Origin of the sequence: Thermicanus aegyptius DSM 12793, from assembly GCF_000510645.1 — a bacterium.
Classification (GTDB): Bacteria; Bacillota; Bacilli; order Thermicanales; family Thermicanaceae; genus Thermicanus; species Thermicanus aegyptius.
In genome coordinates this window covers 2809491-2835099 of the sequence record NZ_KI783301.1, presented here as the reverse complement: position 1 = coordinate 2835099, position 25609 = coordinate 2809491, and the positions used below count along the sequence as shown (strand labels likewise).

At 52.6% G+C, this 25609-nt stretch carries 26 protein-coding genes and 2 pseudogenes; 24 read left to right on the top strand and 4 right to left on the bottom strand.

The genetic code is table 11. The features are described 5' to 3' along the window. Positions 1-46: 46 nt before the first annotated feature. From THEAE_RS0115095 to THEAE_RS23595, 4 genes and pseudogenes are all read right to left on the bottom strand, one after another. Positions 47-1192 (bottom strand): tyrosine-type recombinase/integrase, encoded by a 1146-nt coding sequence (locus THEAE_RS0115095; RefSeq protein WP_028988058.1) that lies wholly within the window; start codon positions 1190-1192, stop codon positions 47-49. A 15-nt stretch (positions 1193-1207) separates the two neighbouring features. Continuing rightward, positions 1208-1672: an ImmA/IrrE family metallo-endopeptidase gene (locus tag THEAE_RS0115090; protein ID WP_028988057.1), complete on the bottom strand. Its 465-nt coding sequence runs from the start codon at positions 1670-1672 to the stop codon at positions 1208-1210. 16 nt (positions 1673-1688) lie between these two features. Further along, positions 1689-1796 (bottom strand): annotated as a pseudogene (locus THEAE_RS23600) (helix-turn-helix domain-containing protein); the annotation flags it as partial. Positions 1797-1931: 135 nt separating this feature from the next. Beyond that, a pseudogene (locus THEAE_RS23595) lies at positions 1932-2315 on the bottom strand (helix-turn-helix domain-containing protein); the annotation flags it as partial. A gap of 128 nt (positions 2316-2443) precedes the next feature. Between THEAE_RS23595 and THEAE_RS0115080 the strand changes: the two are divergent. From THEAE_RS0115080 to THEAE_RS0114955, 24 genes are all read left to right on the top strand, one after another. Beyond that, positions 2444-2686, top strand: coding sequence for a helix-turn-helix transcriptional regulator (locus THEAE_RS0115080; RefSeq protein WP_028988056.1), 243 nt, complete (start codon positions 2444-2446; stop codon positions 2684-2686). A 60-nt stretch (positions 2687-2746) separates the two neighbouring features. Next, positions 2747-3400 carry a Rha family transcriptional regulator gene (locus THEAE_RS0115075; protein WP_028988055.1) on the top strand — a complete coding sequence of 218 codons (654 nt, stop codon included), beginning with the start codon at positions 2747-2749 and terminating at the stop codon, positions 3398-3400. Between the two features lie 13 nt (positions 3401-3413). Then, positions 3414-3677 (top strand): hypothetical protein, encoded by a 264-nt coding sequence (locus tag THEAE_RS0115070; RefSeq protein WP_028988054.1) that lies wholly within the window; start codon positions 3414-3416, stop codon positions 3675-3677. Between the two features lie 4 nt (positions 3678-3681). After that, the gene (locus tag THEAE_RS0115065; protein WP_028988053.1) at positions 3682-3906 is read left to right on the top strand and encodes a DUF7667 family protein; all 225 of its coding nucleotides are present in this window, start codon (positions 3682-3684) and stop codon (positions 3904-3906) included. 8 nt (positions 3907-3914) lie between these two features. Then, on the top strand, positions 3915-4076 hold the full coding sequence (locus THEAE_RS23110; protein WP_156920647.1) for a DUF6011 domain-containing protein: 162 nt from the start codon (positions 3915-3917) through the stop codon (positions 4074-4076). Positions 4077-4281: 205 nt separating this feature from the next. Next, entirely contained in the window at positions 4282-4842 is a 561-nt protein-coding gene (locus THEAE_RS22220) for a hypothetical protein (protein ID WP_052330058.1), read from the top strand. Further along, on the top strand, positions 4842-5150 hold the full coding sequence (locus THEAE_RS0115045; protein WP_028988052.1) for a hypothetical protein: 309 nt from the start codon (positions 4842-4844) through the stop codon (positions 5148-5150). Before THEAE_RS22220 ends, THEAE_RS0115045 begins: the two co-directional genes overlap by 1 nt. After that, positions 5147-6310 (top strand): DUF2800 domain-containing protein, encoded by a 1164-nt coding sequence (locus THEAE_RS0115040; protein WP_028988051.1) that lies wholly within the window; start codon positions 5147-5149, stop codon positions 6308-6310. The genes THEAE_RS0115045 and THEAE_RS0115040 overlap by 4 nt, the downstream gene beginning before the upstream one ends. A gap of 22 nt (positions 6311-6332) precedes the next feature. Further along, positions 6333-7097 (top strand): DUF2815 family protein, encoded by a 765-nt coding sequence (locus THEAE_RS0115035; protein ID WP_028988050.1) that lies wholly within the window; start codon positions 6333-6335, stop codon positions 7095-7097. A 454-nt stretch (positions 7098-7551) separates the two neighbouring features. Next, the gene (locus THEAE_RS0115030) at positions 7552-9516 is read left to right on the top strand and encodes a DNA polymerase (RefSeq protein WP_028988049.1); all 1965 of its coding nucleotides are present in this window, start codon (positions 7552-7554) and stop codon (positions 9514-9516) included. A 5-nt stretch (positions 9517-9521) separates the two neighbouring features. Next, on the top strand, positions 9522-11042 hold the full coding sequence (locus THEAE_RS21230) for a DNA cytosine methyltransferase (RefSeq protein WP_084213663.1): 1521 nt from the start codon (positions 9522-9524) through the stop codon (positions 11040-11042). 15 nt (positions 11043-11057) lie between these two features. Then, positions 11058-12437 carry a DEAD/DEAH box helicase gene (locus THEAE_RS0115020; RefSeq protein ID WP_028988047.1) on the top strand — a complete coding sequence of 460 codons (1380 nt, stop codon included), beginning with the start codon at positions 11058-11060 and terminating at the stop codon, positions 12435-12437. Continuing rightward, the gene (locus THEAE_RS21225; RefSeq protein WP_084213579.1) at positions 12421-13572 is read left to right on the top strand and encodes a DNA-methyltransferase; all 1152 of its coding nucleotides are present in this window, start codon (positions 12421-12423) and stop codon (positions 13570-13572) included. The genes THEAE_RS0115020 and THEAE_RS21225 overlap by 17 nt, the downstream gene beginning before the upstream one ends. Beyond that, a complete protein-coding gene (locus tag THEAE_RS0115010) occupies positions 13529-13819 on the top strand; it encodes a nucleoside triphosphate pyrophosphohydrolase family protein (protein ID WP_028988046.1) in 291 nt (96 codons plus the stop codon). Before THEAE_RS21225 ends, THEAE_RS0115010 begins: the two co-directional genes overlap by 44 nt. Positions 13820-13862: 43 nt before the next feature. Next, positions 13863-14318, top strand: coding sequence for a hypothetical protein (locus THEAE_RS0115005; RefSeq protein ID WP_028988045.1), 456 nt, complete (start codon positions 13863-13865; stop codon positions 14316-14318). A 125-nt stretch (positions 14319-14443) separates the two neighbouring features. Further along, a complete protein-coding gene (locus tag THEAE_RS21220) occupies positions 14444-16885 on the top strand; it encodes a virulence-associated E family protein (protein ID WP_245605572.1) in 2442 nt (813 codons plus the stop codon). Between the two features lie 523 nt (positions 16886-17408). Then, positions 17409-17720 carry a PDDEXK family nuclease gene (locus THEAE_RS0114995; protein ID WP_342665762.1) on the top strand — a complete coding sequence of 104 codons (312 nt, stop codon included), beginning with the start codon at positions 17409-17411 and terminating at the stop codon, positions 17718-17720. Continuing rightward, positions 17720-19096, top strand: a complete 1377-nt coding sequence (locus THEAE_RS21215; RefSeq protein WP_156920646.1) for a DEAD/DEAH box helicase — start codon at positions 17720-17722, stop codon at positions 19094-19096. The genes THEAE_RS0114995 and THEAE_RS21215 overlap by 1 nt, the downstream gene beginning before the upstream one ends. 26 nt (positions 19097-19122) lie before the next feature. Continuing rightward, complete coding sequence (locus THEAE_RS0114985; RefSeq protein ID WP_028988043.1) at positions 19123-19575, top strand: sigma factor-like helix-turn-helix DNA-binding protein; 453 nt, start codon at positions 19123-19125, stop codon at positions 19573-19575. A 315-nt stretch (positions 19576-19890) separates the two neighbouring features. Beyond that, a complete protein-coding gene (locus THEAE_RS0114980; RefSeq protein WP_028988042.1) occupies positions 19891-20400 on the top strand; it encodes a terminase small subunit in 510 nt (169 codons plus the stop codon). 379 nt (positions 20401-20779) lie between these two features. Continuing rightward, entirely contained in the window at positions 20780-22018 is a 1239-nt protein-coding gene (locus THEAE_RS0114970) for a PBSX family phage terminase large subunit (protein WP_028988040.1), read from the top strand. A 14-nt stretch (positions 22019-22032) separates the two neighbouring features. Then, complete coding sequence (locus tag THEAE_RS21210; protein WP_052330053.1) at positions 22033-23484, top strand: phage portal protein; 1452 nt, start codon at positions 22033-22035, stop codon at positions 23482-23484. Further along, positions 23481-25313 carry a minor capsid protein gene (locus tag THEAE_RS22710; RefSeq protein ID WP_084213577.1) on the top strand — a complete coding sequence of 611 codons (1833 nt, stop codon included), beginning with the start codon at positions 23481-23483 and terminating at the stop codon, positions 25311-25313. The genes THEAE_RS21210 and THEAE_RS22710 overlap by 4 nt, the downstream gene beginning before the upstream one ends. Further along, positions 25310-25504, top strand: a complete 195-nt coding sequence (locus tag THEAE_RS0114955) for a hypothetical protein (RefSeq protein WP_028988039.1) — start codon at positions 25310-25312, stop codon at positions 25502-25504. The genes THEAE_RS22710 and THEAE_RS0114955 overlap by 4 nt, the downstream gene beginning before the upstream one ends. The last annotated feature ends 105 nt before the right edge of the window (positions 25505-25609 follow it).

The window sequence follows — 25609 nt, the reverse complement described above, 5'->3', positions numbered from 1 at the left end:
TGTCAGGGGTTGAGAAGGGCTCAAGACCAAAATCGGACCAAAATTCTTAGCGGACGTACTGCTCGTACAGAGCCAGTGCGTCCTTTTCTATTTTTTGCGTGACGTGGAGGTATTTCTCCGTCGTCTTAATAGAAGCGTGCCCCAGCCGCTCAGCAACATATTTAATCGTTGCACCAGCTTCAAGCAGATGGACGGCATGGCTGTGGCGAAGGGCATGCGGTGACAACTGCGGAAGACCGATGCGCCTGCAGACTTCCTTCATGTATTCGCGAACGACATTAATTCGAAGCCAGCGGCCGTCTTGCTGATGAAAAACCAAGTTGAGTTCGGATCGCTTAAAGCTGTATCGGAGGATCGTCTCCTTTTGATTTAGCCGGTATTCTTTCATGACCCGCACAGTTTCAGGGTCCAGCTTAATTATGCGAATGCTGGATTTGGTTTTCGGTGTGGTTACGCGCGGATCCGTGTTGAGTGGATAAATAAGCGTTTTATTGACACTAAGCGTGCCTTTGACTAAGTCAATGTCGTCCCAAGTCAGCGCGAGTGCTTCGCCGATCCGGAGGCCTGTGCGAGCCAAGAGTGTAAAAAGCGCCGTATAATGGCGGGAGTGCTGGTATTTTGCATGTTTTGCTGGTACGCAGACGGCCAGGAAACGATTCAATTCTTCAACCGAGAAAAACTTGATTTTTCCAGCGTCCTCACTTTCATCTTTAGCAATTTTGATTTTCTGCAGGGGATTGCCACGTAGGATCCCAAACTCATGGATCGCATCGTTAATAGCACTGGAAAAAATGCTATGAATCCGCCTAACAGTCCCTTCACTGTACTTTTCTCGCAGCTCGTTGATCCACCCCTGGTATTCAGTTCTGGTAATGTCTTTTAACCGGTAATTTCCCCAACGCGGAAGGATATTCCGCCGGACAGTTCGTTCCTGGACAAGGTATGTGTTAAGCTTCACGGCCGGGCGTTTAAAAACCTCTAGCCATTTTTCCATATATACGGTAATCGTTTCATTCCCGTTTTCCGCAAACCCACGTTCTTCAATCCGTATCTTTTCGGCAGCTGCTGCCAGTTCCGCTTCCTTTTTGGTCTTAAATCCTCCCTTCGATTTCAGCTGGTACTTCCCGGTTCGACGATCCACGTAACTGATTCGGTATTCCCAATAGGAACCTCGCTTTCTAAAGCTGGCCATAGGCTTGTCCACCTCCTAAAACTCGAAAAATTCAATCACTCCTAAAGGCTCGAAACTAATTGTATACCCATCAACCGATACATACAGACCATATTTTTCTTTATAGCGTTGCACGGCTGATTCAAGAAAATGTTCAGACACGCCAAGATATTCGGCGAACTCATATCGGTTTTGGATACCCTGTTTGTGGGCTTCTACAAAGACCGATAAGGGAATCAATTTCTCATACGCCCAGGTTCGTGCCCGCTGTTCTTGCTTGCGGTTCACGATTTTGGTTTGATCCAAGATATTGCCAGCCGATGTGTGGTAGTGCCCTAATTCTTCAGCAAGGATGCAGACTTTTTCGGCGGTGTTAGGGATGTGTTTGTTTATCCAGATTGCTCCATCAGCGTAGAGACCCTTAACTGTTAGCGTCATAGGCTTCTCATAGATGTCTAACCCATGATGTTCTGCCTCCCTGAGTAGATGTTCGTAGACCATACTGTCACTCCTGGGATTAGGATTTTCTTTTGGAACGTAAAAACTCCTTAAAACGCTCAATTTCTCGTAATTCTTCTTCTGTCCAATCTTCTCCATCATGGTGGGCGGCGATGGTTTCAATGTCGTAACCGGGATCTCGTTTTGCGTCCTCTTCTTCGGCTTTTTTAAACGCTAAATATTTATCCACGTCACCGTCAAATTCAGGAGGGATGTATTCATCAAACATATTGTATTTGTGTAAAAAAGCTGGTAAGGACATTCCGAATACGTCTGCAATCTTTTCGGCAATATCCGATGGTATTGAAATTAACCCACGTTCGTACTGAGAAATCGTTGTTTGCGAAACGCCAACGGCTTCACCTAATTGTTGTTGGGTTAATCCCTGTTCTTGTCGCTCTTCTTTAACAGCCCAACCAATATCTGCTATCCCCAAATCTACTGCTTGCGGTTTATCACGGCCGAGAAGATAATCTGCGGAAACCATGAGTATATCTGCAAGCTCGCGTAAAATATCGCTCGGTGGTAAAGCCCTTCCAGATTCGTAACTCGAGATCGTAGCTCTATTCTTAATATTTAATTTTTCCGCTAAGTCATCTTGTGTCAGTCCTATTGCTTCCCTGGCCGCTTTTATTCTGCGCCCCATTTCTTTCCGCTCATTCGCATTCAAGTGAATAACCTCCAACAGCAAATTAAATTACCCTCTTGACGGTGATTAAATTACCGGTTATAATGAATATGTGAACTAAATTACCGCGAAAGGAGATGATTAAAGTGTCGACAGCTCTTCAACGCCGAAAGCAATTTCAAGCACTCCGAAAAAAATTTAATGTTTCTCAACGGCGCGTTTCCCTTGATCTCAATGTTAGCGAAACGCAAATCCGCAATATTGAATCAGGGCGTGGAAATCCAAGCGCTGAACTTCTGTTTAAGCTAGCAAAGTATTTTGAAACAACACCAGAAGAACTGTTTCCTGATTTAGTTGCCCAAGCGGAGCGCGAAGTGCCTCGACGATAGTAATTATATACCGTTAGTTAAATTAACGCAAGTATAAATAACAGAAAAGAGGTGAAAAGTTTGCCTAAACTCGTCCTAAATCCGGAATACCGCCTTTACGAACGGAACGGCATAGCGTTCTGCAGTAGCCGGCAAGTGGCGGAGGAGTTCGGAAAAGAGCATTACAACGTGCTCCGTGACATCGAAAACCTCGATTGCAGCGCCGAATTTACTGCCCTCAATTTTGAAGTGAGTAAATACAAAGACCCATCCGGCAAGTGGAACAAAGAATACCTCATAACAAAAGACGGTTTCACCTTCCTTGTGATGGGATACCGCGGCAAAAAGGCCGCCCGTTTCAAAGAAGCTTACATCCGCCGCTTCAACGAAATGGAGCAGTTCATCCGTTCGCTCCAGGCGGCAAAAATGGAATTCCCGGCCTTCACGGAAGCGATCATGGCAGCGCACGATGAACCGAAGCACTACCACTTTTCCAACGAGATCAACATGATCTATCGGATCGTGATCGGGATGGACGCCAAGACGTTCCGGGAGAAATACGGGCTGCCGAAAGGGGAAGTCATCCGCCCATACCTGACCGCTGAGCAGATTCACGCGATCGAAACACTCCAGCGGGTGGACATCGGTCTGATCATAGCCGTGCCGGAGTACGAGCAGCGGAAACAGATACTGGCGCAGCATTACGAGCGGATGAAACTGAAGAGGATTGCGTGAAGGGAGGTTCCGCATGCTAACCGTCCAAATCGACGAAGTTGCCGTCCAAGAACAAATCCGACAGCGAATCGCCGAGCTTGTCAAAGAAGCCGATACCGAACTCGTGTTCTGGGATAGCAAAGAACTCATGCGCCGTACCTGCATGTCCTGGAACACGATCCAGAAAGAATTTTTCTTCGACCAGCGGTTTCCAAAATTCAAGGTAGGTGGGAAGTGGTACTTCCCAGCTCAGGAGACGAAAAAATTTCTTCTCGAATGGCTAAGGGAAAGGAGATAGCCAGATGAACGTCGTGGTCGAGCGTTTTATCGAACTTGCGGTTATTCAGCATTACCGGCCACTGACTGCAGCAGAAATGAAAGAATTTCGTGAATCGTACTTATACCTGGTCAACCGTCAATGGAAGATGGCGCAGCTGAAAAACTTCTCCCTGATGGCATACCAAGCGGGCGATGTCGAATGGCACCATGAGATCTGCGCGGAACTGGATCGGATTGAAAGGAGGTGAAAAAAGCCGTGGAAAAAGAACACTGCGAACGTTGCGGCCGGAAACTTCGGTCAGAAAAAAGTCGAGAACTGGGCTTCGGGCCGGTATGTTATGCCAAGGAGCAGGCCGAGAAAACGCTCGTCCAGGACGAACCTGAAAACGGGCTTAGGGAGGAGGTGAACCAGTCATGACCCGAGAACAGCGGATCCGCACTTGTCAAAGTCTCATGCAGCTGATGTTGATCTCGAAATCAAAGCGAACTTTGAGAATTTACCATCGGCAACTTGAGCGTTGTGTATCGCGGCTCAAACAAAAAGAGCAACCGTCGCAAAGGACGACTGCATAAGAAAACCCTATCTATCAGTATACCCCAAAAAATGAAAGGAGTAATCATACATGCACGTTACGATTGACGTTCGCATTCACTCCCCCGAATTGGTTGAAGCCGTTCAATCCTTGGCAGCGGCCATCGCAGGAAAGGCAATCAACGTAGCCGCTCAACCAGCGCAAACGGCTGCAGCCGTTGAACCAGCTACAACGACTCCGATTTCGCCGACCGTTTCCCAATCACCGGTTCAGGCTCCCACCCCGGTACCTGTGCCTACATCCTATACGCAGGGATCCACACCGATTCCAACGTCTCCTCCTGCCGTAGTTCCGACAGCAGCGCCCGCTACGCAAACCGTACCGACCACAGCACCAACCATACCGACAGCTGCACCGACCGCACCTGCCGCTCCAGTACAACCTCCTGCACCTGCAGCAGTGCCCACGGCAGCGCAAACCTACACCCTGGACCAATTGGCCGTTGCTGCGACTCAGTTGGTAGATGCGGGGCGGCGTGAAGAGCTGGTTCAATTGTTGCAGCAGTTTGGAGTACAGGCGTTGACGGCGCTCCCGAAAGAGCAGTATGGAGCTTTTGCAACGGCGCTCCGGCAGATGGGGGCGAAGATTTGATGTGGCGTGACTTGGGAAAAGACCTTAAGATTTGCGAAGCAGCGACGCCAGGGCCATGGAGTGTTGCCATTGATCCTGAGCTTGTTTTACAAGACAGGAACGACGCCGAAGTAGTATGGATTGCTGGTTGCGATTTCGGAAAAGAACAGCCAAAAGGTAAAGAAAACGCCCGTTTCATCGCTGAAGCCCGCGTAGGTTGGCCGCAAACCATCCGTTACGCAATGAAACTGGAAGAAGAGATTGGCCGTCTCCGAGAGGAAAACGCCATGCTCCTCGAACAGCTCAATCAACGGGGGTGTAGGGTATGACAGCCGAACGCGCCCACGCGATCCTTTCCGCCAGCGGGGCCCACCGCTGGCTGGCATGCACCCCGAGTGCCCGGCTTGAAGCGACGTTGCCGGAACGGGAATCCGAATACGCCGAAGAAGGCAGGCTGGCACATGCTATCGCTGAACTGAAGCTCCGGAAACATTTCATCGAGCAGATGAATGTGAGGACCTTCAACAAAAAGCTGAAAGAGTTGCAATCGAACGGACTGTATCAAGACGAAATGATGAAGCATACAGACGTGTACACCGAATACCTTCAGGGCATTGTCCACGGCTTCACGACACCGCCCTACATTGCAGTTGAAAAGCGTCTCGATTTCAGCGCGTGGGTTCCGGAGGGATTCGGGACCGGAGACTGTATCATCATCGGCTCCGGGACGCTCCGCATCGTCGACCTGAAGTACGGGAAGGGCGTACCGGTGTCAGCAGAAGGCAATCCGCAAATGCGATTGTACGCGCTGGGGGCATGGGCGGCATACAATTTCCTGTTCCCGATTGATCGCGTGCGTATGACAATCGTCCAGCCACGGCTCGACAGTATTTCCGAGGACGAAATCACTATTCAAGAGCTCCTCGAATGGGGCGAATGGGTGAAGCCGATCGCGACAAAAGCCTACGCCGGGGAAGGGGAATTCGTTCCCGGGGAGCATTGCAGATTCTGTAGGGCGAAGGCACTTTGTCGGGCCCGGGCACAGTACTATCTGGAGCTGGAAGGTTTCAAAAAGATGATTCCCCCGCTCATTTCCAATGAGGAGGTAGGGCGGATCCTCGAGCGGGCCCGGGAGCTTGAGAAATGGGTATCCGATCTCGAAGAATATGCTCTGGCCGAATCGCTTAAAGGCAACGAAATTCCCGGATGGAAAGCCGTTGAAGGACGAAGCTCGCGGCAATACGTTGACCAGGACGCGGCGTTCGCCGCGCTTAAAGCTGCCGGCATCGACGAGGCGATATTGTACGAGCGCAAGCCGTTGACTGTGGCTCAGATCGAAAAGGTACTCGGCAAAGCGGATTACAAACGGCTACTCGAAGAACCGGGACTCGTCAAGGTGGAACCCGGCAAACCGACACTCGCGCCAATCTCGGATAAGCGTGAAGCGATCACAAACCGTATCACGGCAGCCGAAGCTTTTGGCGAATAAAATGAAAAGGAGAGAAGAACCAATGGCATTGAAACCGACAACTATCACGACCGGAAATGTCCGACTGAGCTATGTACATCTGACGAGACCATTCGCACGCGAAGGACAAGAACCACGGTACAGCGTAACTATCCTCCTGCCGAAGTCCGACGTGGCGACAAAACAACGTATCGACGCCGCCATCGAAGCAGCAATCCAAGAAGGCGTGTCCAAAGTGTGGAACGGGGTGCGCCCACCGCAGATCAAAACGCCGATCTACGATGGCGACGGAGTGCGGCCCAACGGTGAGCAGTTCGGACCAGAATGTAAAGGGCATTGGGTGTTCACGGCTTCCAGCAGAGATCCCGTCGATATCGTGGACTTGAATCTAAATCAAATCATTAACCCGACTGAGATCTACTCCGGCATGTTCGCAAAGGTATGCGTCAATTTCTTCGCGTTCAACCGAAACGGAAACCGCGGAATTGGCGCTGGCCTTGGCCCGGTGCAAAAAGTGGCGGACGGTGAACCACTTGGCGGACGCGCTCCGACGGCCGAAGAGGCGTTCGGCGCTGCGCAGGTCACACAGCCGACGTCCCCGGCATACCCAGGATATTCACCGACTCCAACTGGGCAGCCGCCGGCATACCCGGGATATCCACCAGCTCCGGCCGAACAACCCCCCGTATACCCGAGTTATCCGACTCCCACGTATCCTCCTCAAGCCTATCCGCGGCAACCGGCCGCCCCGGTGCAGATTGACCCGATTACTGGAAAACCGCTGCAAGGCGGAATTATGGGGTTGTAAAAGTAGAAAAGGGGTTCGAAAGAACCCCTTTCCCACCCACCCCAAGGAGAGGAGGAAATGATCCGTGAACGAACAGGAATACAAAGATTTGCAGAAAACCATGCGGTGTAATCCAGATGACCCGATATTCGTAAAACTATCCAAATTATTCGACGGCGAGTGCGTCGGATACCATCGCACACATTGGAGCTCATATTTTGCTGTGATCCAAACCGGAGACGAATACGTAATGGGATTTTGCGATTCAGGGTACGTCGAGAAAGACGGGCCGACCAGCTGGGGCCCGCAGAAGGTTGATTACTTCCAACGGTATCACGAATATTTTGCGTTTCCCTGGGTGTGGAAACATCCAGACAGCGCCGAGCGATTTTTCGACTTCATATTGGCTCGATGTGAACGGGAACAACTGATTCAGGATCCGGTACAGCAAGCGGACGACACGAACGGAGCTCGAATAAAACATCTCAGTATTGATATCGAAACGTTCAGCAGCGTAGACATTACAAAAGCGGGCCTATACCGGTACGTACAGGCCCCCGATTTTCAAATCCTTTTGTTTGCCTACTCTTTCGACTACGGTCCCGTACACGTCGTGGATCTCGCCCAGGGGGAACAGCTGCCGGCCGATGTTGTCGCCGCGCTGGCTGACCCGTTCGTCATCAAGCACGCATATAACGCCGCGTTTGAGTGGTATTGCATCAACAAGTTTTGGTACTCACCGCTGGAGCAGTGGCGCTGCACCATGGTACACGGGTTGTATTGTGGGTACACCGCCGGCCTGGCCGCGACTGCTGCCGCTCTGGGGTTGCCCGAGGATAAACGGAAAATGAGCGTCGGTGCAGCACTCATTCGCCTGTTCTGCACGCCTTGTAAACCCACTAAGTCAAACGGATTCCGCACGCGAACCCTTCCGCACCATGAGCCGGAGAAGTGGCAACTGTTTAAGCAATACTGCGCTCAGGACGTGGTGACGGAAATGGAGATCGAACGCCGACTGGCGGCGTTCCCGGTCCCGGAGAAAGAGCAAAGGTTGTGGGAGCTGGATCAACGGATTAATGCCTACGGCGTGGCCGTGGACATGGGCGTTGTGGAAGGGGCCATCGCTATCGATGAAATCGTGACAGCGGAGCTGATGGAGGAAGCCGTCCGGCTGTCCGGGCTGGAGAACCCCAAGAGCGTAAAACAACTGACCGAGTGGCTCACCGAGGAGATCGGCGAAGAGATAGACAACCTGCAGAAGGGCACGGTCTCAAAGCTGATTGAATCAATTGACGACGGAAAGGCGAAGCGCGTCCTGGAGATCCGCCAGGAGCTTTCCAAGACGAGCGTCAAGAAGTATCAAGCCATGCGCGAGGCGGTTTGCTTGGATGGCCGGATCCGGGGACTGCTGCAGTTCTACGGCGCCAACCGGACCGGGCGGTGGGCTGGCCGGCTGGTTCAGGTGCAGAACCTCCCGCGCAACTACCTGGAAACACTGTCCCATGCAAGAGACCTTGTCAAAGAGCGGAAAGTGGACGCGCTGAAACTGATCTATGGGAACGTTCCGAATACACTGTCTCAGCTCATCCGAACCTCGTTCATCCCTTCCCCCGGTCATCGCTTGGTCGTGGCCGACTTCTCTGCGATCGAGGCCCGCGTTATTGCCTGGCTAGCCGGGGAGGAGTGGCGGCTCGAAGTCTTCCGGACGCACGGGAAAATCTACGAAGCGTCAGCTAGTCAAATGTTCGGCGTCCCGATCGAGGAAATCACGAAGGGCTCCGATCTACGGCAGAAGGGGAAGGTTGCGGAGTTGGCGCTGGGTTACCAGGGCGGCCCCGGGGCATTGATCAACATGGGAGCGCTCGAAATGGGACTGACTGAGGACGAGCTACCGGATATTGTCTACCGCTGGCGTAACGCCAATCGGCGTATTGTCGACCTATGGTACAGCCTCGAAAATGCCGCGCTCGAGGTTATGCGCACTGGGCAGCCAGTTGGGATACGCGGCCTGCTCCTTTCCCGAGAGGGGGATCTTGCGAACGGACAAGACTTCCTCACGACCACACTACCGAGTGGCCGGAAACTGTTCTATGCCCGGCCGTTCCTGAATCAAAACGAATTGGGCAAGGAAGCCCTGTACTACCACGGAGTAAACCAAAAAACCCGAAAGTGGGAAATCGTATCGACCTACGGCGGAAAACTGACGGAAAATATCGTTCAAGCGATTTCCCGGGATTGCCTGGCCGAGGCTATGATGCGGCTTACGTCCAAGGAGTACAAGATCGTCATGCACGTGCATGACGAAGTAGTGTTGGAAGTATCGGAGGAGTTGGCCGACGTGAAAACCGTGGAGGATATCATGAGCGCCCCTATCGACTGGGCGCCAGGGCTGCCGCTCAAGGCCGCCGGGTTCGCGGCGGACTACTACATGAAGGATTGATGGGGATGCAAGAAGTCATAGTGGATAACTTTGCCGGTGGTGGCGGTGCAAGCACTGGTATTGAAATGGCAATTGGTCGCCCGGTGGACATCGCCATCAATCATGATCCGGCCGCCATCGCGATGCATAAGACAAATCACCCAGAAACGGAGCACTACTGCGAATCGGTTTGGGACGTGGATCCCCGGAAAGTGACGAATGGGCACCCAGTGGCACTGTGCTGGCTCTCGCCGGACTGCACTCATTTTTCGAAAGCCAAGGGCGGAAAGCCGAGGAGCAAGAAGATCCGCGGTCTCGCTTGGGTAGCTGTTCGTTGGGCTACGACGGTGCGGCCACGGGTGATCATCCTGGAGAATGTTGAGGAGTTCCAAGACTGGGGGCCACTCACACCGGACGGCTTCCCTAACCAGAAGCAAAAGGGCCGAACGTTCCGGTCGTTCGTGAATGCGCTTCGTCGCCATGGGTACGCGGTCGAGTGGCGCGAGCTCCGAGCGTGCGATTACGGCGCGCCGACGATCCGAAAACGCCTGTTCCTCATCGCACGGTGTGATGGCCGACCGATCGTCTGGCCGAAACCGACACATGGCGATCCAAACAGCCCGGAAGTACGGTCAGGGAAGTTAAAACCTTGGAAGACGGCGGCGGAGATCATCGACTGGTCGCTTCCTTGCCCAAGCATCTTTGAACGGAAGAAGCCGCTGGCAGAAAACACACTACGGCGAATCGCCCGAGGTATATTCAAGTTTGTAATCAACAACCCCCGGCCGTTTATTATCAAAGTCAACCATTCTGCAGACGGCAACTTCAGAGGACAACGCATTGACGAGCCCATGCAGACGATAACTGCGAAGAACGGATGGGGTCTAGTCGCTCCTATAATTGCTCGGCAATTTGGACAATCCATTGATCGTGGAGTGGACGATCCTCTCGGAACAATCACAGCGGGAGGAATGGGGAAAAGCCAATCGGTGGCCACATTCCTTGCCAAATACCACACCGAAACCACTCATGACGCCAGAGGACAAACACTGGATCAGCCATTGCTGACGCAAGACACTTCTAACCGATTCGCACTGGTTACTTCGCATCTGATCAAGATGAAAGGGACAAACATCGGGCAGCCCGTGACGGAACCGTTGCAGACGATCACCGCTGGCGGTAACCACTTCGGAGAAGTCCGGGTGTTCCTGATGAAGTATTACGGTACCGGTGAGGGGCAGGATTTGAGAGAACCGCTACACACGATTCCGACCAAAGACCGATTCGGACTTGTAACAGTACATGGTGTTGACTACCAAATCATCGACATCGGCATGCGGATGTTAGAGCCTCACGAGCTCTTCGCGGCTCAAGGATTCCCGAAATCCTACATCATCAACCGGGACGCAAGCGGCCGGAAATATCCGAAATCGGAGCAGGTGGCCCGCTGCGGCAATTCAGTCCCGCCGCCATTTGCAAAGGCGTTGGTCCGGGCTAATTTGCCGGAACTATGTATCCAGAGATGCACAAATCGGTTTTCCTGGTAGGAAGGAGATGCTGACGTGACCTCATACGAAGAATTCATCCAATCCAAGCGTGCAATGATGCCTCCGGTCGGGTTCCACGTCAACCGGGATACACTCCATCCCAGCCTGTTCGATTTCCAACGCGATATCGTCCGATGGGCGCTGCGGAGAGGCCGCGCGGCCATATTCGCCGGCACCGGCCTCGGGAAGACCCGCATGCAGATCGAGTGGGCGATGAATGTGCACAGGCTCAGTGGTGGCGACGTGCTGATGCTGGCGCCGCTGGCTGTGGCCGCCCAGACCGTCCGAGAAGGTGCAGCGCTTGGTTACGAGATTACGATGTGCCGCAGCCAAGATGACGTTCGGCCAGGACTCAACATCACAAACTACGAACTGTTGCACAAATTCGTACCGCTAAAATTCATGGGAATTGTCCTGGACGAAAGCTCCATTCTCAAATCCTTTACAGGCAAAACGCGAACTGAGCTGATCGCATCCTTTGCCTTCACGCCATACCGGCTCGCCTGCACTGCGACGCCTGCGCCAAATGATTATATGGAGCTCGGGAACCACGCGGAGTTCCTGGGTATCGTGAGCCGGACGGAGATGCTGTCCACCTTCTTCGTCCACGACGGCGGCGAAACGCAGAAATGGCGCCTGAAAGGCCATGCTGAAGAAGAATTCTGGCGATGGGTTGCTTCCTGGGGCGTTATGCTCGAAAATCCGTCCGATCTCGGATATCCGGACGACGGATATATTCTGCCGCCGCTCAATATTCACGACATCGTTATCGAGGTTCCAGGGGAGGCGGCCAAGACGCTTTCGAAGCGACAACGGGCCCGCAAGGAAACTGTCACTGAACGGGTGGCGGCGGCCGCTGAGATCGTGAACGCGACGGATCGACCGTTCCTCGTCTGGTGCGATCTGAACGTCGAGAGTGAGATGCTAGCGGCGGCCATCCCAAACGCTGTCGAGGTGAAAGGGAGCGACAAGCCGGCGTTCAAAGAACAAGCAATGCTCGACTTCGCCGCCGGCAAAATCCGCGTGCTCATCACAAAGCCGTCCATCGCCGGATTCGGCATGAACTGGCAGCATTGCGCTGATATGGCTTTTGTCGGGTTGTCGGATAGCTTTGAGCAAGTGTTTCAAGCTATCCGGCGGTGCTACCGTTTTGGTCAGACTCGGCCGGTCAACGCGTACCTAATCACGACCAGCCGGGAGGGCGCTGTGGCGGATAATATCAAGCGAAAAGAGGCAGACTTCCGCCGAATGATTGAGGAAATGGTCAAACATACCAAGGGCATCACTTCCGAGGCAGTTCGTCAGGCGGACCGCGACATGGCTGAGTACAACGCGAGGAAGCAACTTATCATCCCATCGTGGTTAAGGAGTGAGGCATTTGCAACAACAGGTTAACGTTATTGATCAAGTCATTGAACCTGAATTCGCCATCTACAACGGTGACTGTGTGGATATTACCCGCGGACTGCCGGACAACAGCATTCATTATTCAATCTTCTCGCCGCCGTTCGCTTCGCTCTACACTTACAGCAACAGCGACCGGGACATGGGAAACTGCCGGAGCGACGACGAGTTCTTTGAGCATTTCCGGTTCCTGATCCGAGAGCTGTATCGGATCATCATGCCTGGGCGGCTTGTATCCATTCACTGCATGGATATTCCAGCCATGAAGAGCAGAGACGGATACATCGGACTGAAAGACTTCCCGGCGCAGCTCCGGCAAGCGTTCGAGGAAGAGGGATTCATTTACCATTCCAAGATGGTTATTTGGAAAGACCCACTGATCGAAGCTACAAGAACCAAAGCTCTCGGTCTTATGCACAAACAGATCGTCAAGGATTCGGCAATGTGCCGGCAAGGGCTTCCGGATTACCTCCTTACTATGCGGAAACCGGGAGAAAATCCCGAACCCATCGCCCATCCCGATGGCTTTACAAGATTCATTGGAGAAAACGAGCCAGACGCGCCTAAAAAGGAACCGGAACTCAAAGACAGCAGAGTACACAAAACCATCTCGTTAGCAAAAGAAGATCCAGTATATTCGCACCATGTATGGCGAAGATATGCATCACCCGTCTGGATGGATATTCGTCAAACTTACACGCTTCAATACAAATCTGCACGGGAAGAAAAGGACGAAAAGCACATCGCTCCACTGCAACTCGATGTCATCGCACGCGGCGTTGAGCTATGGAGCAACCCGGGGGACATCGTATTCAGCCCGTTCGCCGGCATCGGCAGCGAGGGGTATCAAGCGATCAAAATGGGGCGCCGGTTCATTGGGATCGAGCTCAAGGAGAGCTACTATCGGATGGCCGTGAACAATCTGCGCATGGCAGTTCAAGAGGCCCAACAAGAAAAAGAAAACGAAGAGCTTATTAAACAATTGCAAATTAAGCTGGCCGACGCAAAAATTGCCGGCAATACCGAAGAAGCCCAAAAACTACAGAAGGAGATCAAAGAATTAACAAGGAGGGTGGTAACGTATGAACGAAATTTTGTTAACGCCGGCCATACTCAGCGTGATTGAAGAGCGGAAAAGGCAGGACGCCAAATGGGGTGTACAAGACCACGATCCGTCGACATGGATCGGTATTCTCGGGGAGGAATTCGGCGAATTGTGCCAAGCAATCAACGAAACATGGTTCGATAACGGCACACAGGAACGGAAGAAAGGCGGTTACGAAAACATGAGAAAGGAAGCAATCCAAGTTGCCGCGGTAGCAGTGGCACTGGTTGAATCCCTTGACCGCCGTCACGGAGGAAAGAGGTTATGATCAGAGCGGCTAAACCGCTCTAATAATGGAGGGAAAGTAGGAAATGTTGCTTCGAGCACTTACTAGCGACGAATTGGCCGAGATCAAAACAGCCAAGAACGCCGCCAACAAGTTTATCCAAGCAAAACAAAAAGAGATCAAAGAGAGAATGATCGCCATTCAAAAACAGGATGACCTGTTATTCAAAAAAGCAATTCTGGATAAATTAGCTAAAAATCTGGAGCAACTGAAACCCATCAAGGGGCGGCCAGTTATTGTGGACGTCGACGGTGATCGGATTTATCTCGATTACGACCTGTTGAAAAAACTGGATCGTAATTTGAATCCGCGCATTTGGCATCGCACCGTGTGCGTCGCACGGACATTCGAAAAGGCATACCTAATTATTCATTATCATCGTGATGAGCATTACGGAGACATCGAGCTATATGAATTGCCATCGTATCAAATTGAACTACTCGGCGATTTGCCGATAGTCGACATGAAGGAAAGCGACTAAGGATCAGTGATACACTTAATCGCGAAAGGGTGCTCACTTTGCAAAACGACAGACTCCTAACCATATCCACAGCCGGCAGCCGAAAAGCGACCTATTGGCCGTCTCAGACCCTATGGTGGTCTGAGATGGTCGAGCGGCTCCGAATAGCCGTTCGCGGTACCGAGACACTGGCCGAGTACCTGAAGTTGCCGAAGTCGCAGCAGGACGACCTGAAAGACATCGGCGGATTCGTGGGCGGAACCCTGACCGGGAACCGACGTAAAGCAGCCGCCGTGACCGGGCGGGACATCGTCACCCTGGACCTCGACAACATCCCCGCCGGCGGCACGGCGGATGCCCTACGGCGCTTAGACGCCCTAGGGTGCGCCTACGTAACTTACAGCACGCGCAAGCACCATGAGGCAGCACCGCGCCTCCGTGTACTCATCCCGACCGACAGGACGGTTACCGCCGACGAATACCAGCCTATCGCCCGGAGGCTAGCCGACATCATCGGCATCGAGTGGTGCGATCCGTCCACTTTCGAAGTACACCGGCTCATGTACTGGCCGAGCTGCTGCGCGGACAGCCAATATGTCTATGATTACCGGGACCGGCCTTTTGTGAGCGCAGACGGAATTCTTGCCATGTATGCCGACTGGCGCAACGTGGACGAATGGCCGGAAGTTCCCGGAGCAAAACAAGCCCGTGCCAAATTGGGAGCCAAACAAGGTGATCCGACAGAGAAGCAAGGCGTCGTAGGAGCGTTCTGCCGGATCTACGACGTACACAAAGCCATTGAGACGTTCCTGTCCGGGGTGTACGAGTCGGTGGACACCAATTATCCGCCGGCCCGCTATACCTACACCGGCGGCAGCACGACTGCCGGGGCCATCGTGTACGACGACGGGCGGTTCCTATACAGCCACCACGCGACGGACCCGGTGAGCGGCCGGCTGGTGAACGCTTTCGACCTGGTGCGGATTCACAAATTCGGAGAGCTGGATGATGACGCCGCCCCGGGAACACCGACGGCGAAGCTCCCGAGCTACACGGAGATGAAGCGCCTGGCGCTACAGGACGAACGAGTGGTAGCGCTTCTCGACCAAGAACGCTATGAACGCGTGCAAGAGGTGTTTGGTGCTGATACCGGCGGCAGCACGACCGGCGCTAGTGCTGCGGACGACGGTACCAACTGGCTGCGGCTGCTAGACCGAAACCCGAACACCGGGATGCCGGAGAAAAGCGCACGCAACGTGCAGATCGTCCTCGAGCATGACCCGGCCCTGCGGGGTCGAATCTACCTGGACTCATTTGCTGACCGGATCATGGGCATCGCACCACTGCCGTGGGGACGTCGGAGGGAGCAATCGGGGCCGTTCGTCTGGGATGACTATGACGATGATGGCCTCTGCGTCTATCTCGAAGCGCTGCTCAAGATGTCGAACACCAACACGGTGCGCATGGCCTTGCGAGACCACGCTGCTAAACACGCGCGCAACCCTGTGGCTGAGTACCTGACAAGCCTCGAATGGGATGGCGTGCCGCGGCTGGACACACTCTACATCGACTACCTTGGGGCAGAGGATTGCCAGTTCGTGCGAACGGTCACACGTAAGGCCTTTGTGGCCGCCGTGGCACGCGCGATGACGGACAGCGGCGTTAAATTCGACAACATGACTGTGATATGCGGGCCGCAGCGAATAGGTAAAAGTACGCTGTTCCGCAAACTGGGCCGACAGTGGTTCAGCGACAGCATCAAGAGTTTCGAAGGAAAAGAAGCAGAAGAGCTTGTTCAAGGCCGATGGATCGTAGAGATTGCGGAACTGCAAGGATTTAACAAAGTCGACGTGAACCGCATCAAGCAGTTTCTCAGCAAGATTGACGACCAGTATAGGGCCGCCTACGGACGTCACGTTAAGGTACAACTCCGCAGGTGCGTATTTTTCGGGACCACGAACGACCACGAGTACTTACGGGACCCGACAGGAAACCGGAGGTTCTGGCCCGTCGACGCCATGATTCAGCAACCAACGAAGTCCGTGTTTAACGACTTAAGTGAGACGGAAGTGGACCAGATATGGGCTGAGGCGGTCATGCGGTGGCGTTTGGGTGAACCGGTCTATCTTTCTGACGAGATGGAGGACGAAGCCAATCGGCGCCGAGAATCGCACATGGAGTCTGACCCGCTTCGCGGACAGATTGAAGAGTTCATTGAACGGCTTATCCCGGAAAATTGGCTGTCTTGGGACTTCGGACGCCGAATGATGTTTTGGAACGGTCAAATGCAGACCAGTAACACAAAGCTGGTGCCGCGTGATCGCGTATGCGCGTTGGAGATCTGGCGTGAATGCCTTGGTGAACGTCGCACCATGACCAAGGCGGACGCTAAGCGAATCAACGATGCCTTGCAACAAATACCCGGATGGACCAGGGCGGAGCCCATGAAATTCGGAGCGGACTACGGTAGGCAACGAGGATTCAGACGGGCCGTAGGTGTTGCCTCCATAAGCAGTGACGCACGAGGGAGCGGCGTCGTTTTACCACTACGCGCAACATTTGAAAATGCTGGAAACACAACATCCTGAAAGGAATGTTCCAGGAATGTTGCATGGAATGTTGCGCTAAAAACCCTTATATATCAAGCCTTTATAGGCTATAAGACACAAAGACAACATCTTATCTATAGAGATACAAAAATTAAAGACGTATAGAATATAGAAATATCTTTAAAATCCTTTACAGCCTTTAATTGAAAGATCTTTATACACGCGTAAATGTGTTGTGACTTTGTTGCACGGAGGTGTTCACAATGCGAAGGAGTGACAGGATTGAGTTCCTTCGATCGGAATTGCCATACGGTGTTCGGGTATTTCAAGACGGGACGGCTGAACTTTTCAACCGGCGGTACGAAACGCTAGCCTCTCGCAGGGATGCGTCTCCGCAGTGGCTGTGTGAGGTCTTTCTTCGCAACGGGGTAAGGTTGACACAAGAAGCACAGAGTTCCAGGTTCGACAAAAACGTAGTTTACATCGCATGGTTTTATAACGACAGCAACCCACCGTGGCGGAACGGGGCAACACGGCGGCAATGTGAAAGGGTGTGGTTTCTTTGGCATACAAGTCACAGGTAAGCGGCATGCGTGAGCGCGATATCGAGGCCTATTTACGTGACCGCGTGAAAACGCTGGGAGGGCGGGCGTATAAGTTCGTCTCCCCTGGCAATGCGGGAGTACCTGACAGGTTGGTCCTGCTGCCCGGCGGCAGGGTGGTGTTTGTCGAGCTGAAGGCGCCCGGCCGGAAACCGACGCCACTGCAACTGGCGCAGCATCAGCGCCTCCGCGCGCTGGGCTGCGACGTGCGGGTGATCGACAGCCTGGAGCAGGTGGATGAGTTGCTTGCCGGTTATCGGGAAGAGAGGTGATGCCAAATGAAGTTCATTCCATTCAGCTATCAACGTTATTGCATCAATCGTCTTATAACGGACGAGGCTTTAGGGCTGTTTTTGGATATGGGCTTAGGTTAGGAAAAACGGTCATCACCCTGACCGCAATCAATGACTTGAAGTATAACCGTTTCGCGGTCAATAAGGTGCTAGTGGTGGCGCCGAAGAAAGTGGCGGAGGCGACATGGACGGCGGAGGCGGCGAAGTGGGAGCATCTGAAATTGCTTCGGATCATACCGGTGCTAGGTTCCGAAACGAAACGGATCCGAGCGCTGAACACACCAGGAGATGTGTATGTGGTTAGTCGTGACCTTGTTTCGTGGTTGGTGAATTACTATCGAAACGCCTGGCCATTTGACATGGTGGTGTTAGACGAGCTGTCGTCGTTCAAAAATCACCAGGCCAAGCGGTTCAAGGCGCTGACGTGGGTCCGCCGGCACATCCGCCGGATCGTGGGGCTAACCGGCACGCCGGCACCAAACGGGCTGATGGATTTATGGGCGCAGATGTATTTGCTTGACCAGGGGCAGCGGCTGGAACACTATATTACCCACTATCGCGAAAAATACTTCGAGAAAAATTACAACGGCTTTGGGTACACACCGAAGCAAGGTGCTGAGGAAGTCGTTCACCAGAAAATCGCTGATATCTGTATCAGTATGAAGGCCGAGGATTATTTGGAGCTGCCGGATTGCGTGACAAACGTCATTCCGGTCGTGCTGGACGAGCGGGCGAAAAAGTTATACCGGGAGCTGGAGCGAAAGATGCTGATCGAGCTGGAGGATGCCGAGATCTCGGTGACCAGCGCGGCCGCACTGACCGGGAAGTTGTTGCAGCTGTGCAATGGCGCCCTGTACGACGAGGACCGGCAGGTGCACGAGATTCACGACTGCAAGATTGAGGCGTTTTTGGAATTGATTGAACAACTGAACGGAAAGCCGGCGCTGGTGTTCTATACGTACCAGCATGACCTGGCCAGGTTGAAAAAGGCGCTGGCCAAAACCGGCCTCCGGGTACGGGAGCTACGGACGCCGCAGGATCAGATGGACTGGAACGCCGGGAAAATCGACGTACTGCTGGCGCATCCGGCCAGTACCGCCTACGGTTTGAATCTCCAGGACGGAGGAAATCATGTGGTTTGGTTCGGGTTGAATTGGAGTCTGGAGTTGTACCAACAGGCAAATGGCCGACTGCACCGGCAGGGACAGCGGCAGAAAGTCATCATTCATCACTTAGTGGTACAGGGCGGTGTTGACGAGGACGTCATGGCGGCCTTGGAGCAGAAAAGCACGACGCAGGAGCGTTTGCTGGAGGCTTTGAAAGCGCGGATTGAGACGGCGAAAAATGCGCACTAGAGTAGGCGGGGAGAGGAGATGAGAGTGTGAGGGAAACATGGGTCGATAGGCTTATCCAAGAGTACAGCGACGAAAAGAAGGTCTTGGAAGCTTATCGTGCAAAACTCGACCGAGCAGACCCGGAGCAGGAAATTGAGTACGAGACCATAGGCGGTATGATTTCAGATTTGCAGTTTGCCCTTCAGTGGATGCGGCGGGGCCGCAGGCCGGGGAACCTTCGGGGGGTGGACATAACCGATGTGTACCGGCAGAGGGCGCTATTGGCTGAGCTGATGCCGAAACCAGACAGCGATGAGGCTCACCGGATGGTGATGTTGTTACTGGAGATGTCGGTGCGGGAAAGGACTTGTTTTCTACTTCACATGGCGTATGGCTTGACATATTCGGCAATCGCTGATAGATTAAAAATATCAAGGGCGACCGTTCAAAAGTTTGTCGAACGGGCGAAAAGCAAGGTAGAACAAGCCTTTATCGCCTAGCTTGTCATGCAAATGTCATGCAAATGTCATACAAAATACAGTGCCCTTAGTGTGCCCAAAAACAGATGTCGCCTGATTGCAGGCGGCTTTTTCGTGTTGTTTGAATTCGATAATTACTCCACTTCTGGTTGCGCATATTGACCACATGCTGCAGCTCATACCCGCCTCCTGGGCAGCCGTGACTCCAGCGGCGCAAGAAGTGGATCGGAGGCGCGTGCCGGCCGCGTGAGTAAGAGCTGGCATATTACGAGATGATTCAACACCCATGCGGTGCTTTTTCTTTTTGCAAAATAATTTTGTGAGGTGGTGGTTTATGTGAAACTAACGGAGAAGCAGAAGAGGTTTGTGGAAGAATATCTGATTGATCTTAATGCGACGCAGGCGGCTATTCGGGCCGGATATAGTCCTAAAACGGCCAATGAGCAAGGGGCTAGGCTGTTAGCGAAAGTTAGCGTTCGCGCGTACATCGATGCCCGCATGGCCAAGTTGTCCAAGCGTACAGGTGTAACCCAGGAACGGATTATCCGGGAGCTTGCTCGGATTGCATTCTTGAATCCGACTGATGTGGTTGATTTGGATAGCGCAACGCTTAAACCGAACTCCACGGAAGACGACACAGCCGCGATCGCGGCTGTGAAGGTCAAGACGATCCCGACGCAAGACGGAGTTGGCGTTGAACGTGAAATACGCTTTGCAGACAAGATTCGCGCTCTGGAGCTCCTTGGAAAGAGGTTTGGTATGTGGATTGACAAGCAGCAGATAGACGTTCAAGGAGCTGTGCAGATTGTGGACGACGTGCCGGAGAAGGGCGGCGAGGTTGGATGAATCACGTGTATCAGCCACTGGGGTCCAGTCTTTGCGGGCAAGCGTGTGTTGCAATGGTAGCCAACATTTCGCTAGCAGAAGCTATTCGGGCGTTTGGCGGGAAACAAGGCGGGACACGGACGAAAGAAGTTGTTGAGGCTTTAAATCGATTGGGGATTATGTGCGGGGATCGTTTACACCACGCCAAAGAATCGTTGCCGGATGTTTGCATTGTAAAATTGCGGTTTTCATGTTCTCATCGATCGCATTGGACGCTGTGGTATCACGGCCGATTTTACGATCCTGATCCAGCCGGCGATGAGGCGCTCAATACTGATAAGACAAAGTACCCGCCGGAGGTTCGTGTATCGTCATATTTGTCCATCTTCGGGGTGGAGCAATGCAGATCCGCTTAACCGACATCATTGCTCCGAGCTTTTATGGGGTTCATCATGCCGTCAAAAATGACAGAGCGACGCACTTCCTGCTCGGTGGCGGCCGCGGCTCGACGAAATCATCGTTCGTGGCTGTCGAGATCATCGTCGGTATGATGCGGGATCAGCAAGCGAATGCCGCGGCACTCCGGAAAGTTAAGGACACGATCCGCGAGAGTGTCTATGAGCAATTACTTTGGGCGATCGAAAAACTTGGCGTGGCCCATCTTTGGGATGTAAGTGTTTCGCCAATGCGGATTATGTACCGTCCAACAGGGCAAACAATAATCTTTCGAGGCGCGGACAACCCACGGAAAGTGAAGTCCGGCAAGCTCCGACGTGGTTATGTGAAATATATCTGGTATGAAGAAGCTGATGAGTTCAGTATCGAAGATATCCGAACGATCAATCAGACGTTCATGCGCGGCGGCGACAGCTTCCGCGTTTTTTATACCTACAACCCACCTAAGAGTCGAAAGGCATGGGTTAATGAATACAAGAACAATCCGCCTGAGGGCTGGTTTGTGCACCACAGCACCTATCTGGATGTTCCGCGGGAATGGCTGGGTGAGCAATTTTTCATCGAGGCTGAGACGCTTCGGCAGCGGAACGAATTGGCCTATCGACATGAGTACCTTGGTGAAGACGTTGGAACTGGCGGAGAAGTGTTTCGTAACCTTACGCTTCGGCGGATCAGTGACGAGGAAATCAAGGCGTTCGATCGAATCAAGCGCGGTTTGGACTTCGGCTTTGCATCGCATCCGACGCACTATGCGGTTATGCACTTCGACCGCACGCGCAATCGGCTGTTCATCTTCTACGAGATCCACAAGGTTGGAATGTCGAACCGGGCGTTGGCCGATGCGATCAAAACCGAAAACAAAAGCAACACCCGGGTTACGGCTGACAGTGCCGAACCGCGAACCATCAACGAGTTGCGCAATTTGGGCGTGAACGTTGTTGGGGCGAAGAAGGGACCGGATAGCGTGGAACACGGCATCAAGTTCCTGCAAGACTTGAATGAAATTGTTATCGATCCGGTCCGCTGTCCAAATACGGCCCGGGAGTTCGAGGGGTACGAGCTCGAGCCGGACGGAAACGGTGGTTGGAAAGAAGGTTATCCTGACCGAGACAACCACAGCATCGACGCTGTACGGTATGCGCTGGAGAGCGAGATTCGCGGGCCAGCAATCAGCTTCAAATGATGGGAGGTGAGGCAATGTCACAAACAACCGCAGAGCTTATACAAATCATCGAAGCAGGTGCCAAGTCAGCGATGAGCCTGGAGCAGATAATTAAAATCCAGATCGATGAATGGCTACACTCCACGGAACGCCAGTGGATGATTACAGGACAGCGGTATTACATCAGCGACCATGACATTCTGCAGCGCAAGCGGACAGTGATTGGCGAGGGTGGAGAGTTGGTCGAGGTGACCAATCTGGCCAACAATAAACTGGTGCACGCCTTCGTCCGGAAGTTGGTGGACCAAAAAGTCGGCTATCTGCTGGGAAAGCCGCTTACCATTCAAACCGAAAATGCTGCCTATCTGGACTTGTTGAACGACATTTTCAACAAGTCTTTTTTGCGCCTGCTGAAAAATTTGGGTAAGGAAGCCGTGAACAAAGGCAAAGCCTGGCTGCATGTTTATTACAACGAGGAAGGCCAGCTGTCATTCAAAAAGATTCCAAGCGAGGAAATCATCCCGCTCTGGCGCGACGCGGCGCATACAGAGCTAGACGCGGCAATCCGTGTGTACGATGTCGAAGCCTACGAAGGCACAACTAAGAAGATCATTACGAAAGTGGAATTCTGGGACACGTCCGGTGTGCGCCGGTACGTGCTCAGCGAGGGAGGATTGATCCCGGACGTTGAAGCGGGTGAGTTCGGCAGCCACTTCACGGCCATTCAGGACGGCCAGGAGCAGGGATTTAATTGGGAGCGCGTGCCGTTTGTTTGCTTCAAGTATAACGACGAGGAGATTCCGCTCGTCCAGGTCATCAAGTCGCTTGTCGATGATTACGACGTGAAGACCAGTGACAATTCGAACAACCTGGAGGACTTGCCCAATTCGATTTATGTCGTTAGGAATTATGACGGCCAGGATCTGGGAGAATTCCGGCGCAATCTTTCGGTGTACCGGGCGGTGAAGGTGACGGATGATGGTGGAGTTGATACGCTCAGCCTTGAGATCAACGTCGAGGCCTTCCGCACGCACATCGAGCAGCTGCGCAAGGACATCTATGAGTTCGGCCGGGGAGTTTTGTTTGATATTGATCGAGTAAAAAGCGCTCCTTCAGGAGTTGCATTGAAATTCTTGTATGCGGATCTCGATATGGATTGCAATATCATTGAGACCGAATTTCAAGCTGCTTTAGAGCAACTTTTATGGTTTATCAATACGCACTTGACTAACACTGGAGTCGGAGATTTTTCAAATGAAACAGTGGAGTTCATTTTTAACAGGGACATTATTATATCTGAATCCGATGTGATTTCCGACATAAGAAACAGCGTTGGGATTTTGTCAGAAGAGACGTTAATCGCAAACCATCCGTTTGTAACGGACGTTCAGGCAGAACTAGAGAGGATCCGGAGAGAGCGCAATACAGACATGGTGCAGTTTGGACATTTGGGGCAGCAGCCACAAGGCGGCGGTGAGCAAGCATGAAGCCGGCCGAATACTGGCGCCGCCGTAGTGAGGAAGTAGCCGCCCGGCAGTTTGCGAAAGCCGATGCCTACCAGGCCGAACTGGATCGGGAATACGCCCGGGCGACGGAGGAAATCCGGCGTGCGATCGAAGTGTTTTACCAGCGCTACGCGGCGAACAGCGAGGTCAGCATGGCCGAGGCGCGCCGGCAACTCTCCGGAAAAGAACTCAGACAGTTCAAGATGACGCTGGAAGAGTTTACGGCCAAAGCGAAGGACAATGCCGACGGCCGCTGGACCAAGCAGCTGAATGAGGTCTATTACAGGGTCCGGGTGAGCCGGTACGAGGCGTTGCTGACGGAGATTCAGCAGCAGGTTGAAATGCTAGCCGGAAGCCGGCAGCAGCGCACAGGCGAGCTCCTGGGTGACGTGTACGAGGACACCTACTACCGGACCATCTATGAACTCCAGCGTGGAACGGGGTTCGGTGTGACCTTTGCAAAAATCGACCGAGACACATTGGAAACGGTTCTCGGAACCGAGTTCGCAGGAAGTAACTGGAGCAAACGGATCTGGAATGACCGGGACAAATTGGTTACTGAGCTGCGAACGAAGCTGGCGCAGGCGTTCATTCGCGGCGAACCAGCCGAGCGAACGGTGAGGGATCTGGCTGAACGAATGGGAGTGTCGTTGTCTAATGCTGAGCGCCTGGTGCAGACGGAGACAGCCTTCTTTGTCGGGGAAGCGACAGCGGCCGGGTACAAGGAAAGTGGTGTGGTGCAGAAGTATGAATACTTGGCTACACTAGATAACCGCACAACTCAAATATGTCGCTCGATGGATGGCCGTGTCTTTGCATTGTCTGAACGCGAGGTCGGCGTTAACTATCCTCCGCTGCACGTCCGATGCCGATCGACCGTCGTTCCGTATTTCGATGATGAGATTGACCATGGTGAACGGATCGCACGAGATGAGCGCGGCGACACCTATTTCGTCCCTGGTGACATTACGTATGAACGATGGTATAATATGCATGTAGGAGAACAAGGTGCTACAAAAACCGATTTTGTCGCGAGTGTCAAGGCGATTTATAACGACTGGGATAAGCAAGATGTGAAGGAGTTTGCACAAAATGTACTAATCAAAGCAGGATCCACCTTGAAAGTACAAAGACATCGTATTCCTGCTCATGGACAGTGCCAATTAAACACGAGCGGAGAAACCATCGAAGTAATTACCTACGAGTTGAACTCCGACGACGCCCGGAGCATAGAGTATCAAGTTAAAACCGTCTTTCACGAACTATTTCATGCAATGGCCAATGGGTTGCGACACGATATCAAGGAAATTGGTTTTCAAACATGGGCTTATTATGATGATGTCTTTGCTGAGTCCTTTGCGCACTATATGGCTAAACAAGTCGGCATTACGAATGAAATTTCACCAAGTTATCCTGGGCACCTTATTGAAACGCTCCCCAAACTCAAAGCTTTGCCAGAGTTTGAACGGGCTGACAATATCTCGGACTTTGGGAAAATCGCTTATGAGTACAGGTTAGGGGTAAAGAAAACTGCAGAATGGAAAAAATTAATTGGTGAGATCGGCTCTCGGTCTTTTGATATCTCGGCGTACAGTCAACCATATTTAGGCTATATAAAAGAGAACGTCGCAGAGTTGGTTGATAAAATGCTTGAAAATATGCCGAACTACAAGGATTACCGCACACAAATGATCAATGATGTAAACTCAGCTATAGCGAAAGGTGTTAAGGGCCTCACAGGCAATGAGAAAATCGTCTTTGAGAATGTGCTAATTATTGCAATGAATAGAATTGGGGTGAACGCTTTATGATTTATATTCCGATTCAGTGGTTAAATGACGAGGGAAATTTGAATAAAGTCCAAGAGATCATTGATTCAGGTTTCTTCTCGGACGTTAACTTGGCCTCGCGAATAAGTAATATGGTTGAACGTTTGCGCGAAATTGGGGAGGATTTAATAGCGGATAAGCTGTTAAATGGTGAAATTGTTTTACCGAGTTAACCGACACTCTCGACCATGCGAGGGTGTTTTTATTGGGCTCCGGACGAGACTCCCGGGGCCCTTTGTATTGCTCGTTGGCCGGAGCATCACGGCCGCCCATGGCGG

Excerpts from the sequence above, each read along its gene's own strand:
- THEAE_RS0115010 (WP_028988046.1), top strand. The coding sequence starts at position 13,529 with ATGAACGAAATTTTGTTAACGCCGGCCATACTCAGCGTGATTGAAGAG.
- THEAE_RS21215 (WP_156920646.1), top strand. The coding sequence starts at position 17,720 with ATGCCAAATGAAGTTCATTCCATTCAGCTATCAACGTTATTGCATCAA.
- THEAE_RS0114955 (WP_028988039.1), top strand. The coding sequence starts at position 25,310 with ATGATTTATATTCCGATTCAGTGGTTAAATGACGAGGGAAATTTGAAT.
- THEAE_RS0115070 (WP_028988054.1), top strand. The coding sequence starts at position 3,414 with ATGCTAACCGTCCAAATCGACGAAGTTGCCGTCCAAGAACAAATCCGA.
- THEAE_RS21220 (WP_245605572.1), top strand. The coding sequence starts at position 14,444 with ATGGTCGAGCGGCTCCGAATAGCCGTTCGCGGTACCGAGACACTGGCC.
- THEAE_RS0115035 (WP_028988050.1), top strand. The coding sequence starts at position 6,333 with ATGGCATTGAAACCGACAACTATCACGACCGGAAATGTCCGACTGAGC.
- THEAE_RS21230 (WP_084213663.1), top strand. The coding sequence starts at position 9,522 with ATGCAAGAAGTCATAGTGGATAACTTTGCCGGTGGTGGCGGTGCAAGC.
- THEAE_RS22220 (WP_052330058.1), top strand. The coding sequence starts at position 4,282 with ATGCACGTTACGATTGACGTTCGCATTCACTCCCCCGAATTGGTTGAA.
- THEAE_RS0115065 (WP_028988053.1), top strand. The coding sequence starts at position 3,682 with ATGAACGTCGTGGTCGAGCGTTTTATCGAACTTGCGGTTATTCAGCAT.
- THEAE_RS0115045 (WP_028988052.1), top strand. The coding sequence starts at position 4,842 with ATGTGGCGTGACTTGGGAAAAGACCTTAAGATTTGCGAAGCAGCGACG.
- THEAE_RS0115005 (WP_028988045.1), top strand. The coding sequence starts at position 13,863 with ATGTTGCTTCGAGCACTTACTAGCGACGAATTGGCCGAGATCAAAACA.
- THEAE_RS0115090 (WP_028988057.1), bottom strand. The coding sequence starts at position 1,672 with ATGGTCTACGAACATCTACTCAGGGAGGCAGAACATCATGGGTTAGAC.
- THEAE_RS21210 (WP_052330053.1), top strand. The coding sequence starts at position 22,033 with ATGTCACAAACAACCGCAGAGCTTATACAAATCATCGAAGCAGGTGCC.
- THEAE_RS0115095 (WP_028988058.1), bottom strand. The coding sequence starts at position 1,192 with ATGGCCAGCTTTAGAAAGCGAGGTTCCTATTGGGAATACCGAATCAGT.
- THEAE_RS0114970 (WP_028988040.1), top strand. The coding sequence starts at position 20,780 with ATGCAGATCCGCTTAACCGACATCATTGCTCCGAGCTTTTATGGGGTT.
- THEAE_RS22710 (WP_084213577.1), top strand. The coding sequence starts at position 23,481 with ATGAAGCCGGCCGAATACTGGCGCCGCCGTAGTGAGGAAGTAGCCGCC.
- THEAE_RS0115040 (WP_028988051.1), top strand. The coding sequence starts at position 5,147 with ATGACAGCCGAACGCGCCCACGCGATCCTTTCCGCCAGCGGGGCCCAC.